Source organism: Bombilactobacillus sp. ESL1094, assembly GCF_058107425.1.
Genome location: NZ_JBYLUM010000001.1, coordinates 1676366 through 1693296, shown reverse-complemented (window position 1 = coordinate 1693296; position 16931 = coordinate 1676366). Strand labels below are relative to the sequence as shown.

The window sequence follows — 16931 nt, the reverse complement described above, 5'->3', positions numbered from 1 at the left end:
TTAAAATTTAACTTTCCAAGCAGCAACAGCATTCGGACCATAAACCTTATGAACTTCTTTTAAGACTGCTTCACTTTGATAAGCTTTCACAATTTTTTGATACGTAGCATTATGCCGATCTTTCTTATTAGCAACAATCACGTTAATCCATGGCCGTGACTGTTTCGAAACTTTTTCCCGATAAATCAATTTCTTTTGACTCAATTTGGCGGCACTAGCCACATTACCATTGACTACCGCAATATCAACATCACTTAATGAATGCGCCGTCTGAGCAGCATCTAAAATTTGAAACTTCAAATGATGCGCATTGCTTACTACATTTTTGGTCGATGGCAACTGTGAACCGGTCGTTTTTAATTTAATCAATCCAGCAGCCTCTAGTAATTGCAAAGCCCGAGCTTCATTAGAACTATCATTGGGAATAGCGACTTTGGCACCGTCACTTAATTGACTCAATTTGGTTAACTTATTTGAGTAAATAGCCATTGGCTGAATCATCGTTTTACCAATTGCTACTAAATCACTATGATGCGCTTTATTCCAATTCTTTAAAAAATATTGATGTTGAAATGCATTAATATTTAATTCATTTTGTAATAAGGCCGTATTGGGCTGATTATAATCCGAAAATTCCACAATTTTTAAATTAATATTATCCTTTTTTACTTTTTTCTGAACAATCTTCCAAATTGGTGTATCGGCGTTATTAATTCCAACTTTGACAGTTTGTTCCTTGCTTTGTTGGCCACAACCAGCTACCAAGAAGAATAACGCTGCCACACCGCTCACTAATAAATACTTAATAATTTTTTGCCATTTTTTCATCATCAACACCCCATTAATTTTAATTTGAATTATAAAAACAAATAAAAAAAGTCGCTTCTCAAATCTCCTTACGAAGATTTATTAGAAGCGACTTTCGCCACGGTACCATTCTATTTTGGGTATGCAAAGATACTCAACTCAACAACATACAAAACATCTATATGCGTGTACAATAAAGAGTACCAACCATTGCCACCTTATTCCAAAAGAACTCAGTGCACCAATCACGGGTCATTTTCATTAGCTAACGGGCTTCCTTCTCAACTACTGGAAGTTTCTGTACGCGTTAGAACTAATTACTTCCCCCGATCAACTTGTTTTTATATTCATTGATAGAATCATATAATTATTTTAATTAAATGTCAACTAAAAAATTAAAAAAGATTAATAGTCATTACAGTTATTAATTGATAAAGCTTAAACATTATCGTTAACCTTAAATAACTAAACAAGCTTTATTTCCAACCTTTTAAAATAGCCTGAATCCCCATCAAAAATTGATCATCTGCTGTCAATCGATGTTCATTTTCCTGCAAAGGTTGCATAAATTTCTTGAAGGCAACTGATTTGGTTTGAAACTTTTCTAATGCAGCCACATCAAGATTAGTATTTTCTTGACCAATGCATTCATCCCAAACAAAGCCTACTGTGTAAAAAGTCAATGAATTAATCAAAAAAACCGTCGTTGAATTAATTTGTAAGCCCGCTTTGACAAAATTAGTCAAAATTGGAACAACTAAGGCAAATTCTTTATCGGTTACAATTGGCCTAGTTGAAATCAACGGTAAAATATTAGGATGTTGCGTTAATACTTTACGTAAATGCAACATTAAATCAGTCAGCTGATTTTGCCAGGTTAGCTTTTTATCCAATTTAACTTTCAAGACATCTTGCCAAATTTTCTCAACTAGATTATCAAACAAAACCTTTTGATTAGGGAAATAGCGATAAACTGCCATAGCAGATACTCCTAATTCAGTACCTAACTTACGCATTGTAAACTTTTCCAAACTTTCTCGATCAATCAATTCTAGAGCTACTTGCAAAATATATAAGTCACTTAAAGTCTCTTTAGTTGGTCTTGTAACCACTTTAATTAGTTCCTTTCTTACAAACTAAATTAAAGCAAATATACCGCAAATAATTATTCTTAGCAAAGAAATCTTATCCTTTATTTCGGTCTGTCCACCAAGTAATTGGTGAACAAAGTAATACGATAATAGCACCTAATAAATAAGTTTTACTAAAGGCTTTAGTCAATTGGCGATTCTTTTGACGTTTGATATCTTTCATCACTAACTTCAATTCTTGTTTTTGGGCTAATAATTGCGTACCTGTTAACAATTTCTTCTGTGCATCAGCTAAGGAATTAACACCACTGGCTAATGGTTGAATAACTCCAGCATCCGGATTATTGGTTTTAGTTGCCAAAGTATTAACTTGCGTCAAACTAACGTTTAACCGCTTAGTCCCCTTAATCATTTGTTTTTGAGCTCGATATAATTGTCCCAGTGAACTATTCTGCTTTGGTATCGGCAAATTGCTTGTCTTTTTTGCTGCTTTAGCGACTTTCTTTTGAAGTCCTGTAGTGCTGGTTTTTATATTTTTGCCACTAGAATTAGTTTTAAAAACATTTCTAATTTCGTTTTTAGCCACCTCCTTAACTTGTGGTGACAAACGATGAGCTTGAATAATTTGTATCGAATTATCTTTAATATCATTTTTTGAATTCATGACATTATTATTCAAAACCGTCACTAACAAAGCGACCCCTAAACAAGTACCAATTTGGCGCATAGCATTTACAATTCCTGAACCTACACCAGTTTTTTCTTTTGGCAAGTATTTCACCGAGGCAACTAACGAAACTGAAGAAAAACCGAAACCAAAACCATTCACAATCAAGAATACGATAATAATAGCGGTTGGTGTATTGGTTTTTACTAACGATAACAGCCCTAAGCTACAAGCTATGAGAATTAAACCCATAAATGTGATAATTTTAGCTCCCATTGCATCCAAGATCTTGGTACCTAAAGGCATCGCAACAACCACCGTTAAAGAAACAGGAATAATAATGATTGCAGCATGTAAAGGTGTGTAGTTCAAAACGTCTTGCAAGAAGTAGTTAATGATTAACATTGGGCAAACCAATGAAAAACCAGTAACAAAGTAAACTAAACTAGAAGCTGTTAAAGTCTTTTCTTTTAGTAAATTCAATTCCAACAAAGGCGAAGCAACTTTCTTTTCGATGAAATAAAAGACAAACAAAGCCAAAATACCTACTGCGATACAAGTAATAATGACTGGTGAAGTCCAACCATATTGGCGGCCTTCCAACATTCCAAAGACGATACCGCCTAAAGAAATGGACAAGGCAAGCATTCCCAGCCAATCAACACCACCAACTAAGGTTTCATCATAAGATTCACCAATAAATAAAATAATAATAATAAAAGCCAAAATTACCAATGGAACATTAATACCAAATACCCAACGCCAAGAACTGTATTGTAAAATAATCCCCCCAATTGCCGGTCCTGTAGCAGCGGCTAGGGCAGTAATAGCGCCGACTACACTAGAAATTTTCGAAGTATTTTCTTTACCAAATATTTCGATACCCATCGGTAAAACGATCGGGGTAATAATTGCACCACCAATTCCTTGGAAAAAACGGAAAGCAATCAAGGTCAGTAATGAAGGGGCAAACATACAAGCAGCTGAAAAGCTACCAAATAGTAATAGTCCAATCAACATGACCTTTTTGCGGCCATAGCGATCGGCTAATTTTGAACCGGTAATCATAAATACGGCTAAGGCTAAGGTATAAATGGTTGTCACCCAGCTAGTATTGTTTAAACTGGCTTTAAATTGATTCATGATCTTAGGTAAAGCAATATTAATAATCGTACTATCCAGCGTTCCCATAAACATGGCAATCGTTAAGCCAATGAAACTAATAATTCGTTTTGCCCCTGTCATTATTCTTCCATCCTCCTTTTTTGCATGCTAAAAGCAATTACCATAAACAAAACGCTATAAGCTAAGAGACATGCTGCTGCAGCCACCAAATGTTTACTGCCATCTAAATATTTACCTAAATCAGCAATATAATGCTGAGGAAAAAAATCTTGTATTACTGATTGGATAGAATACTTTTTAATAGTAAAAACAGCACCTGATAATAGTAATGTTATCGACGTAATCATTGTTCCTACGCTAAGTGCTCCCTCATTATTAGTAACTAAAGTAGCTAACATCAGGCCAAATGAAGCAGCAAAAAGATTAATTAAACCATTGATTACAAATAGTGTTACTGATAATTTAATTTTAAATATAGGCAAGACAATGGCTAGACATACTGTACTTACCGCAAATAAGACTAAAAAAATAAAAAGCCAATTTTGTATGATATATGAAAAAATGGTTGTCCCACTTAAAAAAATGCGTTTATCCATTTGATCGCGATCATCAAAATAAAATTTAGTTAAAACTATTGCTAACATCATCGTGCTTAAACCCAAAATATTACATAAAATCTTGAAATTATGTGTGGTATGTTTGGCTTGTTTTCGAACTGCATTCCGGTTTAAAAAAGCATTAAGCTTAGCTTTTAATGTAGTATTACGAATTGTTGTCACATGATAATCACCGTTTTGATTTTTAGTGATATAAGCATCATATTTACCTAAAAGTAAATTTCGATAATAATCTTTATTCTTAGTTACCTTACTAAAATGAATCTTGTCAGTACTTGGATTAGATGACAGTACTTCAATTGCGCTAGGATCAACACCTATTTCAGCAGTTGGAGCTTTCATCTTCACAAAATAAGTTGAAGCTACTGTCATGACTAATAACACAAGAATCGTTAGCACGCCATAGCTTTTTTCATGCAAAAAACGTAAAAAATTATTTTTAAAAATTAGCATTCTATTACTCCTCAAACTTTTCTGGTCTATACAAACAATGAATGATTAATAAGAAGATACTTGAACAAATTAATAAAATTCCAATTGTACTAACTAACTGTCTTAAATCATGATCATAAATTAAACCAAAAAAACTATTCGTAACTTGAGCAATTGGTGACCAATTAGCTATCTGAGCAATCTTTTTACCAAAAATTGTCATTGGAAAAAATAGCCCCGATATAACTGCTAAAACATTAATTAAAATATTTAACAATTTTGTTGCCAAATCTTCCTTTTTAACCAGTACACAAAATGCTCCTCCTAAGGTAATTGAAAAAATAACAAGTGCCAAATCCAATAACAATAAATACTTAATTTCTCGACCACCGAAGTTAACCAAACCTGTGATATTGAACAAAACTAGATAAACTGCCAAGATTAAATAAGAAACAGCAGTGGCAACAATTAGCTTAGATAGATAAACTTTACAGCGAGCAATTGGTGTGTAAATAATTCTCCGGTTTGCCAACTTGACCTGACTTCCAAATAACATTTCTGGCAAAATAATGACCGTTGCCATCGATAAATAAATTATCATTGTTACACCATAATAGTCATAAGCTGACAATACATCACCGCTAAACATACTATTACAGACAAAACCCATTAAAATTATTAATAACGGTGGATAAACAATCAGATAAACCATAATGGGCTTGTTATTAAGTAAACTTCTCAAATCCTGCAACATTATTGTTAACATTTTTTATTCCTTTCTAGTCTCGCAATTTTTTGCCCGTTAATTGCAAAAAAATATTTTCCAAACTTTGCGGATTCATTTCAGTGTCAGCATAATGGTGTAAAATATGCTGCAAAGTATCATTGAGTAAAACATTGCCACCATCCATGATCATAATGCGATCACAAAGTTGTTGGACTTCTTCCATATAGTGCGTAGTATAAATAATTGTTGCACCGGTAGCCCTCATCTCTTTAATGGCAGTCAAAATATGATTCCGCGATTGTGGATCAATACCAACTGTTGGTTCATCAAAAATAAGCAATTCGGGTTCATGGGCAATTGCACAAGCAATATTTAACCGCCGTTTCATTCCGCCAGAAAAGGTTTTCGGTTTATCAGCTTTTCGCTCCAGTAGTCCCACCTTAGTTAAGGCACTTAATACTTTTTTATCTAACAATTTTCTTTTAACACCATACAGCGATGCAAAAAATTTAACATTCTCATAAGCTGATAAATCCTCATAAATAGCAATTTCTTGCGGAACAATACCTAAACGTTTTTTGATCTCTTTTGAACTTAAATTTTTGTTATCAAAATAAACAATTGAACCTTCATCTGCCTCCAGTAAAGTAGCAATAATATTAATAGTTGTACTTTTTCCTGCACCATTAGGACCTAGAAAACCTAAAATTTCTCCCTTTTTCACTGTAAAACTTAAATCAGTTAAAACCTTTTTATTGTTCTTATAAATCTTTGATATGTGACTTACTTGTAAAATATTCATTTTCTCTCCTTTTTGTTTACTTCGTAATCTTAATTTACATTGTAAACAATAATGCAGAAGAATCTATTTGTCAAATATTATTCGAATATTTTTATCGCGGAACATTAATCACTTACAAATAAATTTGTATACAAAAAAAGTGTCAATGAATACCTCATCAACACTCAATCTGTAATAATTATCACTATTTCGCGCGTACAGCTTTAAATTCATGATTAATTGGTAAATTAATCTTGTCTGTTAAATTAGTTGGTAAAGTAAATTGCGTTAACGTTGGTGTGTCTTCAGGTTGTAAATATAACGTTTGCCGTTTGACATCATAACCAATCCAATAACCGGTATAATCACTGTTCGTACTACCTTCATGAACGTGTTCAATCCCCTTAGGAATCATGACGGTTTTAAATAAATTGTATAACTGCGTAATTCCTTGCTCCGAAGTAAATGGATCTAAAAAGTTGGCCAAGTAAGTGCCCCGAACAAATCTAGAAGGTGCCGTATAATCACCAGGCAAGCCTAATAACCCTGAGCCACTTTCAATTTGATTAACTTGCAATTTATCTGATAATTTGTTTTGGCCCAAATTATGATTGGTTAATTGTAAATAATTTCGTAAATTATCTACATGCCACGAATATTCCGGACTATTGGTCATCACACCAATTCCATCATAAATCTTAAAAGCCCCGTTCTTCACAGGTTCCAAAATTACACTGGCGCCACTGGGGTCACTGAACGTGTAGTGCATCGGCACGGGACCAGTAATTCCAGTTTGAGCCTGTTCCCAAGCTGGATATTGACTTTGTAATAAGCCCACGGTTTGAAAAGCGGTTTTAATTTCCGCCACACTACCAAAGTGACTTAACACGTACGCCACAATTTCTTCACCGATTAACGGTTTAAGACCTCGTTGTTGCAAACTGGCAGCACTCGCCCAACTACATTCTTCTAAATATTGGGCATCACCGACTACCCCTGCACTATTCATGCCATCATAGAAGAATAATGAGTTATTCATGCTAATACCCATAAAAGCATAATTACTAGCCCAAGTTTCCGTTAACCCTGTTAATTGGCTACCTTTTGGATAAGCAGTGATTTGTGAATTAACACTCGCTTTAAACGGATCAAACGTAAAATCCATCGTTCGGCCCCAAAAAACGTCACCGTTAGTTGCTTGAATACTAATATTGGTACACATATGATCATTCCCTTCTATTTTGTCGTTAGGTAGTGAATTGAACCTAACTTACCTTTACATATAAGATACATTGTAACTCAATTTTTAAAATTTATAATCATTGGACCAAACAAAATTAAACCTTGCAATAACTTCGACTATAAATGAATCTGGATAAAGTTGAACCAATAGTTGCTGACCCAGCACCCGATTACAGACAAAAATCCGTTTTCATAGTCAATTCAATGGGGGCGTGGTCTTGCCGCTGTTTGGTATCAATCACCTGAAAATCAGCCAATTGATCATCTAATTGTTGTGAGGTCAAATAATAATCAATACGCCAGCCGGAATTATTAACCTTCGAAGTTTTGGACATTTGTGCCCACCATGTATAAACATCATGCACTTGGGGATTTAAATAGCGAAAAGTATCAGTAAAACCCGCAGCTAGTAATTCGCCAAATTTAGCACGCTCCTCATCAGTAAAACCCGCATGATGATGATTAGCTTGAGGATTTTTTAAATCAATTGCCTGATGGGCTACATTGTAATCACCAGAAGTAATGACTGGCTTTTGGCGCGCCAATTGTTGCAGATATTGACGATAATCATCATCCCAACTTTGACGGTCAGCTAAACGAGCCAATTGACTGCCTGAATTTGGCGTATAAACGGTCGAAACAAAACTATGTTCAAACTCTAAGGTAATAATTCGTCCTTCTTGATCCATTTCCCCTGGAGCCCCAATTTGGGGATAATCAACTGCTATGGGTTGCTCTTTGCTCAGCATCATGGTACCCGCATAACTTACCCGCCCCGTGCTCGAACGCGTATAAATTTGATAATCTGGAAATAATTCTTGCAAAGCTCGCTTTTGTTTAGGCGTCAAACCCGTCGGCTTCAATTTAGTTTCTTGAATGGCCAACACAGTTGGTTGAATTGCTGCTAAATGTTGTAACACCTCCCAAGTCATTAAGCCACGTTTGGATTGATGCGTGACAGCTGCATTAATACTATCAATATTCCAAGAAATAAATTTCATAGGACACTCCTTTGGTCATCTTTGATTTAATTGTAGACCATTGAAGATTGAATAGACAATTTATTGTGAAGTTAACTAAAAAATGCTCAGCAATCTTTGGCGATTGCTTGAGCATCATTATGATCTTCTCAGTGTTTATTACTTACTAGGTATTTTGGCAATTAATTGTTTGACGTCCGTTAATTTTGTTTGATAATCAGTGTCTTGTTCCGCTGGTAAATTCTTAATGGCTCGTAGAATTTCTTGTCCTGACAACAAAACCTTTTCCGTGGTAGCATCATCATTACTGATAAAAGAAATTGTCAAAAACAATTCTAAATTTTTGGTAGCATCTTCTTCATGAGCCAGTGCCTGATTAGCTAAACGTCTAATCCCCAAACAAATATTGCGCCGTTTTCTTTTGGTATTTTTCCGATCAGTATAATATGGCAACAATAATGCCACACAGACAGCTAAAAATTCAGAAATAGCAGCTAACCACTCTGATATTGGTCCAATTTCCATAAGTTAGATCTCCCCACAAATAAAATTCATTAATAACATTAAGATAATTTTTCATCCAACAAGCACATTTAGTTCAACAATTAGTCAATGAAGCGGTTTTTTCTGAAAGTACTGATGGATTTGTCTGTAACTTAAAATTATTAATCGTTTTTTAGTATAAAACTTAATAATTCGATAAGCAAGACGAATTCTAGCTTGTCGGTGACTGCGTCAAATAATTTAAAATGCGATATAACGCTTGTCTATTAGCCGCAGGAACGGGCTGAGCCATAATCTCAGCTGCTGACTGTTTTAACACAGAGTCTGTTAAATAAGGATAATCATTAACCACTATTTCATGGACATTACTAGTCGTAGGCTCTAAATGAAACTGAAAACCCGCCACAAAATCTTGCCATAAAAAGCCTTGATTCGTTAAATGATGATTGGAAAATAACAATTGCGCTTTCGGTGGCAAGGTAAACATCTCTTCATGCCAATGTAATACGGATAATTGTGCGGGTAAGTTAGTGATGGCGGTACTTTGACGCCAAACATTCCCCCACCCCACTTCTTTGACAGGTGCTGTTAAGACAGAACCACCTAATACTTTAGCAATTTGCTGCGCACCAAAACAAATGCCTAACATCGGAACGCGCTTAGTAATTAAATCCGCAATCAATTGCCGCTCTTGTAAAATCCAAGGTAATTGATCATTAGGACTCATAGGCCCACCTAAAATAATCAATAAATCCGTCGTCTCAGCTGACGGCAAATGACCAAATTGATAGGGATGATAAATATAGACTTCATAGTGCTGCTCCGCTAACCAATCGGCAATCATGCCCGGCCCTTCATTAGGTGTATGCTGCAAAATATTAGCCCGCATAATAATCACTCTCCATAATTTAATACTGCTTAATTCTCAATATATCACACTAGTGACAATGGACAATTACTGATGTTCACCGGCCCGATGTCCATGATAATTACGCGGATGACCACCAGCCTGAACATAATGCTGTTGATAATAATTCTTCAAAGCCGTAATTTGCTGCGAATAATTAGTCCACGCGTGTTGACACCCTGTATACTGAGCTTGATTAACCAAAACTCGCCGCAAACGTGTGAGCGCCTGGTAAACCGGTTTGACATATACTAAAACCTGGTAGCCTCGTTTAATATACAAATTACGTTGTCTAATCTGATGAATTTGTTTAATGATTGCTGTGCCATCAGGATATTTTGGAATAACTAATTGTTGTAAGCGCTGAATTAATATTACTAAATTAGGTTGAGAATGAACAAACGATTCCCGCATAACTTGTTTTAATAAGCGCTTTTGAGCTGCCACAGTCAGATTTTGATAATCACGATAATGATTAAACCCCCGCTTTTGCCAACGCTTAATCTTAGAATCAATAACTTTAAACTCGGCTGACGCCAATTGTTTAGATAACTTGGTCTGACATTGTCTTAGGTTTTTTTGAACCTGCCGCACTAATTGCTGTTCTAGTAATTGCTGTTCTTGGCGCCGTTGCAGTTGTTTTAAAAAGGGAACGAATAAAGGTTTTAACTGGCGGTAACCTGTCAACAAATGCAAAATTTTATCGTTATTATTAATCATCCTGTTCAATTCCTATTAATTTAATTTCCGTGCGCGGATAGAACTTTTCATTTAACTTTAACGCCTTAACGCCAACGATTCGGCTATCTCGCACCTTCAACCCCTTAAAAATGCTATCAAAAATTGCTTTTTGTAAATTATCAATATCCGGCGCCGTCTTCCGCATTAAACTCCGTACTTGCTTTTGATTTTTCGGAATAGCTAGGTAAAACATCACTTCTACCAAAATGCCATATGGAGCATTGACCACCTGTTCAAAGTCCTTATTATACAAATCGTGATCTTGCAGATATTGCTGCACGGTCTGCATATAATCAAAATAGTGACTCGGATAATAAGTAATTGTATGATGTTGACCATTACTAGTAATTTGTTTAAAACGTGGCCTCGGCGTTGCCATGGGTGGATAAGGGATAATTGCTTGCCATTCACTCATTTCTCTTTTCTAACCTCATACTTAATTTGTCACTGATTGTCGATAATCTAAATAACGTTGTTGTTTAGCCTTTGACCAAGTAGCCAACTGTTGCTGAGCAGCTTGTTGCTCCTGCAAGTCGCCAGAACTCAAGCGTAAGATTTTGGCAAAGTCTAATTGTTCCGTAGATAAGCCCCAGCCTTCTTTGCGTAAAGCATGATTTAATGATTTTTCTTGTTGCGACAAATCAACTGTTTGCGCCTTTTTTGGTCCCTCACGTTTTTTTGCTTGATAAGTTGCATAATCTTCATTAGCAATCTGAATCAAGATTTGTATCTCACTTAAAGTAAATAGTTCTTCAATGGTTGCATCTTGAGCTTTGATTTTTTTAATATAACGTAACAGCGTACTTTTGCTGAGATCAGTTTGCCTAACAATTTGTGCCCGATTAGCGCCTTCAATGAGCCAAGAGCATAATTTTTTTTGCGTAGTTGCACTGACCTTGATCTGCGCAATTTTCTGAGGCTTATACATCAGAATTAATAATCCTTTCTTTGATGATTAGTATCTCTTTTTATTATGAGCATCTCGCACTTAAATGCAACCCAAAGACCACTTTTCTGAATCATAAAAAGCACTTGGTAAAAAACGGTCAATACCTATCTTTTTACCAAGTGCTTTAACTAGCTATCTTATTTTAATAATAAAACCGCATACTCCAACTAGCATTAAAGATTTGCTGTGGTTGTAACAGATTAATGCCAAATTTATGTTCTAATTGACCATCACTATTAACAGTATCTGCCACTCCCCACCAAGGTTCCAGGCAAACAAAATCAGCTGTCTTAGGATAAGCAGACCAAACCCCAATATAAGGTGCATCAGTCGTCAAACTAATTTGCCAATTATCATTAGCCCATAGCTCAAAAGCATTGCGCCCTCGATTATGATAAACATAAGCGTCGTGAGCAAAACTATCTTCATTAAGTGGCATCATCGCCTTGGGCACCCAGGTATGATTAGTATCAAGCAAATGGTCTTCTGTAAAATCAATTCTACGTAGTCGCTCTGGATGTTGCAAAACCAACTTGGCTCCCGGAGCCCGATAATTAAACATAAAGCCCGGATGACCACCAATTGAAAAGTACATCGGGTGCGAACTCAAATTTTTCAAACTATAACAAACTTGAATTTGATCACCCACTAGTTGATACCCCACATACAGCGAAAAACTAAAGGGGTAATTGGACTCTTCTTGACCAACTTTTTTGGTTAATCCTAACTCCAATAAAGTCGGTTCTTGCGTCATTACGGTAAATTCTTGGTCACGAGCAAAACCGTGTTGTTTCATTGAATAAGTTTGACCCTGATAACGATAAGTATCATTTTTTAGTCGGCCAACAATAGGGAACAAGATCGGCGCATGTCGTCCCCAAATTGCTGGATCACCATTCCACATCCGTTGCGTCTGCGTTGGATCCTGGACGCTGACTACTTGGGCTCCCAAACTATCAACTTGAACAGTTAACTTTGTGTTTTGTAACGTGACAACAGCCATTAGTCCTCCTATAAGATATACTTAGTTAAATCACTATTATTAGCAATCTTGCCAACTTTATCTTCTACATATTCCTGCGTAATCATGATTTCACCCATCTGCATATCGGGTGCCTCATACATAATATCAGCCAAGACATTTTCCAAAATAGTTGCTAAACGACGAGCTCCAATGTTTTGATTTTCATGATTAACCTGATAAGCTAACCGCGCAATTGTTTCAATCGCTTCTTGCGTAAAGGTTAACTTAATGCCATCACTACCTACCAAAGCAATATACTGTTTAACCAAAGCATTATCTGGAGCTGTCAAAATTCGAACAAAATCTGCTTCCGTCAAATCATCTAATTCGACGCGAATTGGAAAACGTCCTTGTAATTCAGCAATTAAATCACTCGGTTTACTTTCAGCAAAAGCCCCAGAGCCAATAAACAAAATGTGATCCGTTTGAACGCTACCATATTTAGTATTGACACTAGAACCTTCAACAATTGGCAAAATATCACGTTGAACACCCTCACGGGAAACTTCACCTGATGTTTTCTTATTACCAGCCGTAATTTTATCAATTTCATCAATAAAGACGATTCCGTCATTTTCAGCACGCTGAATGGCAGCTTGATAAATCACATCGGAATCTACCAGCTTAGCTGATTCTTGTTCAATCAAAATCTCCCGTGCTTGACTAACTGGTAAGGTTCGCTTAATGGTTTTCTTAGGAATTAACGAGTCCATTGCGCCGTTTAAATCAATCCCCATTTGTCCCATCATATCATTCATCGGATTGATTTTTTTACTTTCCGATACTTCAATCGTTACTTCTTGATCTTCAAGTAAACCACGATCTAATTGTTCTTTCACGCTTAAACGTTGATCTCGAACTTCATCCGTGATTTCCTCATTATTATTAGCAGCTTGTGGTGTTTCTCCACGTGTCATCGCATTAAACGCCGACATGAGATCTTGTAAATTATTCATATTGGGTTGAACTGCCTGTGTTTTTTTACCCGGCACTAATAATTTAACTAAAATCTTATCAGCTTGTCGACTAGCTTGTGAACGAACCTCACGATATTTTTGTTTTTCTTCCATTTTGACCGCAACATCGACCAAATCACGAATCATCGACTCAACATCGCGACCAACATAGCCCACTTCGGTAAACTTAGTAGCCTCTACTTTGACAAAAGGTGCTTGCACCACATCCGCCAAGCGGCGTGCAATTTCGGTTTTACCAACTCCCGTTGGTCCAATCATTAAGAGATTCTTGGGTGTAATATCTTTTTGCATACTTTGCGATAATTGCATCCGCCGATAACGATTATATAAAGCAATGGCGACGGATTTTTTAGCTTGATCTTGACCAACAATATATTTGTCTAAAGCTTTAACAATCTGTTTGGGTGTCATTTGTTCTGGCATTGTTCTCTCCTAAATTTGATCCGTTAAAATACTCTTATTAGTGAAGATATCAATATCTGAGGCAATATTAATAGCTTCATGAGCAATTTCTTGAGCGGTCATGTCTGGACTGTGGCGAATCATAGCAATGGCGGCAGCTTGGGCAAAATTACCACCTGAGCCAATAGCAATTACATCCTCATCAGGTTCAATCACTTCACCATTACCCGAAATTAGTAATAAATCCTCTTGATTAAAAGCAATCATCATTGCCTCTAATTTTTGCAAAGTCGGATCTTTACGCCAATCTTGAGCTAATTCCACTGCGGAACGCTTTAAATTTCCAGCATAGCTTTGCAACTTCTTTTCAAACCAATCTTCTAGAGTAAAAGCGTCAGCCACACCGCCGGCAAAACCAATAATTACTTGATCATTAAAAATCCGCCGCACTTTATGTGCGGAAGCTTTCATAACGGTTTTTTCGCCAGCAGTAACTTGCCCATCTCCAGCAATTGCAATTTGGTTGTGATGTCTGACTGCACAAATTGTTGTCATAATTTACCTCAATTATATTTCATTATTCTTAATATTTTAGATTTTGTGAATTGTATTGGTTCTAAACTTTTGAAAATAAATTTAACTTACTAAGCTGATTTGCTAACTTAGTAGCGGTTTATCTTGCTTCCAGACCTTATATCTCAGTAGTCTCAAAATTTTAGTTTTCGAACTTTAAGCTTAAAAACCACTACAATTCTATGGTAACACTTTTAGTCAACGATCGTTCTAATCTATCCGAAGAAACTTTCAGCAATTTGTAGACAAGTGCTACTTTTGAACTTCTTCTTGATAATCGCCATTAGGACAGATTACTTGGCGGCCACCCTTGACCTTCTTTTCAACTAGATAATGGTCGTCTTTAGGACAGTTACGACCAACAGGTTTATTCCAGTCCACAAAATCACAGTCCGGATAGCGCGAACAACCGTAAAATAAGCGATTTTTCTTCGATTTCCGTTCCACTACTTGACCTTCCTGACATTTAGGACAAGTCACACCAATTTCTTTAATAATGGCTTTAGTATTACGACAATCTGGAAAACGACTACATGCAATAAATTTGCCGTAACGCCCTAATTTAATAACCATCGGTGCACCACAAATGTCACAATTCATCCCAGCCGGTTCATCTTTAATTTGTAGCTTTTCAATTTGTTCATCGGCAGCTGTTAATTCCTTAGAGAAAGGTTGATAATACTCATCAACTACTTGGCGCCAATTTTCTTTGCCCGCTTCAATGCCATCCAATTCAGTTTCCAAATTAGCCGTAAAGTCGACATTAACAATGTCTGGAAAATATTGTTCAATTAAATCATCAACAATTTCTCCTAATTCCGTCGGTTCAAAACTACGACCATTTAATTTGACATAATAGCGTCTTTGAATCGTATCAATAGTTGGTGCATAAGTCGAGGGACGACCAACACCGTTTTCCTCCAAAGTTTTAACTAACGAAGCTTCACTAAAACGTGCTGGGGGTTGCGTAAAATGCTGTTCTGGATTGGTTTCAATTAATTTAACTTGTTGCCCTTCTACTAAATCTGGCAATAAATTATCTTTTGTCTTTTGATCATCTTTATAAAGCTTCAAAAAACCGTCAAATTTAATTTTAGAACCATTTGCCCGAAACTGAACATCATTTTGTTCGACAGTCACTGTCATCGTATCTAACACAGCGGGCGTCATCTCACTTGCCATAAAACGATTCCAGATTAAAGTGTATAGTCGTAATTGATCACGCGTTAAGATTTTAGCTAAAGATTGCGGCGTTCTTTGCACTGCAGTAGGGCGAATAGCCTCATGGGCATCTTGAGCGCCTTCGGGATTTTTCGTAGCGTGAACCTTAGTAGCCGCATACTCTTCGCCATATTCTTTTTGCAAAAACTGAGATGCTTCGTGCTTAGCAACACTTGCAATTCGCGTTGAATCCGTTCGCATATAAGTAATTAAACCAACATTGCCTTGTCGCGATCCCAGATTAATTCCTTCATATAGTTGTTGTGCTAACATCATTGTTTTCCGCGTTTTAAAATTCAACTTGCGGTTAGCTTCTTGTTGTAAAGAACTCGTCGTAAATGGTGGTGCTGGATAACGTTTGCGTTCTTTTTTTAACACCTTTGTCACATCAAACGGTTGTTTGCGATCTAATTGTCCTAAAACAGTTTGAACTTCTGCTTGCGAGTGCAATTCAGTCTTCTTATGATGCACGCCATAAAAATTGGCATTAAATTGATTTTTCTTTAATCTACCAGCCTGAAAACGACTAGGAATCGTCCAATATTCTACTGGTTGGAAATTACGAATTGACTTTTCACGATCAATCACCAGTTTTAAAGCTACTGATTGTACACGGCCCGCGCTGAGCCCTTTCTTAATTTTTTGCCATAAAATCGGACTAATCGAATAACCCACTAACCGGTCTAAAATGCGCCGGGCTTGCTGCGCATCAACCAAATCCATATTAACATTTCGCGGATGCTTAAAAGCATCTTTAACCGCGTCTTTCGTAATTTCATTAAATACTACTCGGTTATCATCTGCTAAATCTAAATTTAATAAATGGGCCACATGCCAAGCAATCGCTTCACCTTCGCGATCGGGATCGGCTGCTAAATAAACTTTTTTAGCTTTTTTGGCTTCTTTTTTTAATTCTTTAATAGTATCCCCTTTACCTCGAATAGAGATATAAGTGGGTTCATAATCGTGTTCAATATCAACACCCATGCGACTTTTAGGTAAATCACGAACATGGCCTTTGCTGGCTAAAACTTTGTAATTACGTCCTAAATACTTTTCAATTGTTTTAGCCTTGGCCGGAGATTCGACAATTACCAAATTCTTTTTAGCCGGACGGCGTTTGGTAGTTTTTGAGCTAACCAACATGAAGCTCCTTTCCTTAAT

At 36.3% G+C, this 16931-nt stretch carries 17 protein-coding genes; all 17 read right to left on the bottom strand.

All coding sequences use genetic code 11. The features are described 5' to 3' along the window. Positions 1 to 828, bottom strand: a complete 828-nt coding sequence (locus tag AC3B5S_RS08050; RefSeq protein WP_489757944.1) for a MetQ/NlpA family ABC transporter substrate-binding protein — start codon at positions 826 to 828, stop codon at positions 1 to 3. Between the two features lie 455 nt (positions 829 to 1283). Further along, positions 1284 to 1925 carry a TetR/AcrR family transcriptional regulator gene (locus tag AC3B5S_RS08045; protein ID WP_489758054.1) on the bottom strand — a complete coding sequence of 214 codons (642 nt, stop codon included), beginning with the start codon at positions 1923 to 1925 and terminating at the stop codon, positions 1284 to 1286. 67 nt (positions 1926 to 1992) lie between these two features. After that, positions 1993 to 3810 (bottom strand): MFS transporter, encoded by a 1818-nt coding sequence (locus AC3B5S_RS08040; protein ID WP_489790330.1) that lies wholly within the window; start codon positions 3808 to 3810, stop codon positions 1993 to 1995. Beyond that, positions 3810 to 4760, bottom strand: coding sequence for an ABC transporter permease (locus tag AC3B5S_RS08035; protein ID WP_489790329.1), 951 nt, complete (start codon positions 4758 to 4760; stop codon positions 3810 to 3812). The genes AC3B5S_RS08040 and AC3B5S_RS08035 overlap by 1 nt, the downstream gene beginning before the upstream one ends. 4 nt (positions 4761 to 4764) lie before the next feature. Further along, on the bottom strand, positions 4765 to 5505 hold the full coding sequence (locus tag AC3B5S_RS08030) for an ABC transporter permease (RefSeq protein ID WP_489790328.1): 741 nt from the start codon (positions 5503 to 5505) through the stop codon (positions 4765 to 4767). A gap of 13 nt (positions 5506 to 5518) precedes the next feature. Further along, positions 5519 to 6268 carry an ABC transporter ATP-binding protein gene (locus AC3B5S_RS08025; protein ID WP_489790327.1) on the bottom strand — a complete coding sequence of 250 codons (750 nt, stop codon included), beginning with the start codon at positions 6266 to 6268 and terminating at the stop codon, positions 5519 to 5521. Positions 6269 to 6452: 184 nt separating this feature from the next. Beyond that, complete coding sequence (locus AC3B5S_RS08020; RefSeq protein WP_489769757.1) at positions 6453 to 7469, bottom strand: choloylglycine hydrolase family protein; 1017 nt, start codon at positions 7467 to 7469, stop codon at positions 6453 to 6455. Positions 7470 to 7659: 190 nt separating this feature from the next. Then, positions 7660 to 8490 (bottom strand): exodeoxyribonuclease III, encoded by an 831-nt coding sequence (locus tag AC3B5S_RS08015; RefSeq protein WP_489790326.1) that lies wholly within the window; start codon positions 8488 to 8490, stop codon positions 7660 to 7662. 138 nt (positions 8491 to 8628) lie between these two features. Then, positions 8629 to 8994, bottom strand: coding sequence for a hypothetical protein (locus AC3B5S_RS08010; protein ID WP_489775413.1), 366 nt, complete (start codon positions 8992 to 8994; stop codon positions 8629 to 8631). 190 nt (positions 8995 to 9184) lie between these two features. Continuing rightward, positions 9185 to 9862 (bottom strand): type 1 glutamine amidotransferase, encoded by a 678-nt coding sequence (locus AC3B5S_RS08005; protein ID WP_489769754.1) that lies wholly within the window; start codon positions 9860 to 9862, stop codon positions 9185 to 9187. Positions 9863 to 9928: 66 nt separating this feature from the next. Beyond that, positions 9929 to 10600, bottom strand: coding sequence for a hypothetical protein (locus AC3B5S_RS08000; protein ID WP_489769753.1), 672 nt, complete (start codon positions 10598 to 10600; stop codon positions 9929 to 9931). Beyond that, the gene (locus tag AC3B5S_RS07995) at positions 10593 to 11036 is read right to left on the bottom strand and encodes a RusA family crossover junction endodeoxyribonuclease (RefSeq protein WP_489769752.1); all 444 of its coding nucleotides are present in this window, start codon (positions 11034 to 11036) and stop codon (positions 10593 to 10595) included. The genes AC3B5S_RS08000 and AC3B5S_RS07995 overlap by 8 nt, the downstream gene beginning before the upstream one ends. A gap of 21 nt (positions 11037 to 11057) precedes the next feature. Continuing rightward, on the bottom strand, positions 11058 to 11549 hold the full coding sequence (locus AC3B5S_RS07990) for a hypothetical protein (RefSeq protein ID WP_489769751.1): 492 nt from the start codon (positions 11547 to 11549) through the stop codon (positions 11058 to 11060). Positions 11550 to 11712: 163 nt separating this feature from the next. After that, entirely contained in the window at positions 11713 to 12573 is an 861-nt protein-coding gene (locus AC3B5S_RS07985; RefSeq protein WP_489769750.1) for an aldose 1-epimerase family protein, read from the bottom strand. Between the two features lie 8 nt (positions 12574 to 12581). After that, positions 12582 to 13994: an ATP-dependent protease ATPase subunit HslU gene (gene hslU, locus AC3B5S_RS07980; RefSeq protein WP_489769749.1), complete on the bottom strand. Its 1413-nt coding sequence runs from the start codon at positions 13992 to 13994 to the stop codon at positions 12582 to 12584. Positions 13995 to 14003: 9 nt separating this feature from the next. Beyond that, entirely contained in the window at positions 14004 to 14528 is a 525-nt protein-coding gene (gene hslV, locus AC3B5S_RS07975; protein ID WP_489757931.1) for an ATP-dependent protease subunit HslV, read from the bottom strand. Positions 14529 to 14798: 270 nt separating this feature from the next. Beyond that, positions 14799 to 16913 (bottom strand): type I DNA topoisomerase, encoded by a 2115-nt coding sequence (topA, locus tag AC3B5S_RS07970; RefSeq protein ID WP_489769748.1) that lies wholly within the window; start codon positions 16911 to 16913, stop codon positions 14799 to 14801. Between the last annotated feature and the right edge of the window lie 18 nt (positions 16914 to 16931).